Annotated in this window: 1 pseudogene; it reads right to left on the bottom strand. The window is 55.5% G+C overall.

Annotation, left to right across the window (positions count from 1 at the left end):
- Positions 1–4: 4 nt before the first annotated feature.
- A pseudogene (locus tag HMPREF2734_RS02015) lies at positions 5–766 on the bottom strand (IS256-like element ISCre1 family transposase); the annotation flags it as partial.

The following is a 766-nucleotide window of genomic DNA, read 5'->3' as shown; positions in this document are numbered from 1 at the left end:
GGGGTTAGATGTGGCCTTTTTGGATGCCGATTGAGTGTGTGTACTCGGTATCGATACCGTTGTCGTAGAGGGCTGGTCGTCCTGTTTCATAGTCGGCTTGGTTCTCGTTTCGGGTCAGGGTTGTAACTTTGGCGAGTTGGTTCTGGCCCCAGTTGGACTGTCTGGCGATTTCTATTGGATCGCCAGGCAGTTCCGTTTTCAGATACAGCCACCAATCCAGCATTTTGCGTTGGTGCTCACCGCGTCTGCCGCGATGAGTTCTCGCAAGGAGCTTCAGCTGGGCGTTGATGCCGCCTTCAAGACTGTTGGTGGTGGATTTGATCCGATGCGGCTTAAGCACACCTTTCGGGGGCTTGAGGTTAGACAAACAGTAGGTCATTGCGCCACAGGTGGTTGAGGCTGTTGTAGGCCTTGCGCACGTTGACATGGGTCCACACGAGTGTGTCTTTCCCCGTTTTCGGGTCTTTGACCTGTGTCTTTTCGTTGAGCCAATCCTTGTAGAGCGTGTGAAACTCTTGCAGTTGTGCACCCCATTGTGCAGCCTCGTCCAGGGTGGTGATGCGGGTGAGTTTCAGTGCGAGTTGGTAGATGGTGCGGCCAGCATCAGTGCGTGGTCGTGAGGTGGTGTAGCGGCGTACTCTGCGTTGGGCGTGCACGAGGCAGCGTTGGATTTTGGTGTTTGGCCAGCACGTTTTAATTGCGCTTGTGGCTCCTCGGCCACCGTCGATCACAGCGATCAACGGTGCTTCGATGCGCTCGAGCAGGC

It is taken from the genome of Corynebacterium sp. HMSC055D05, from assembly GCF_001810365.1.
Lineage (GTDB): Bacteria > Actinomycetota > Actinomycetes > Mycobacteriales > Mycobacteriaceae > Corynebacterium > Corynebacterium coyleae.
The sequence above is the reverse complement of the archived record's forward strand: the minus strand, read 5'-3'. Positions and strand labels throughout refer to the sequence as shown.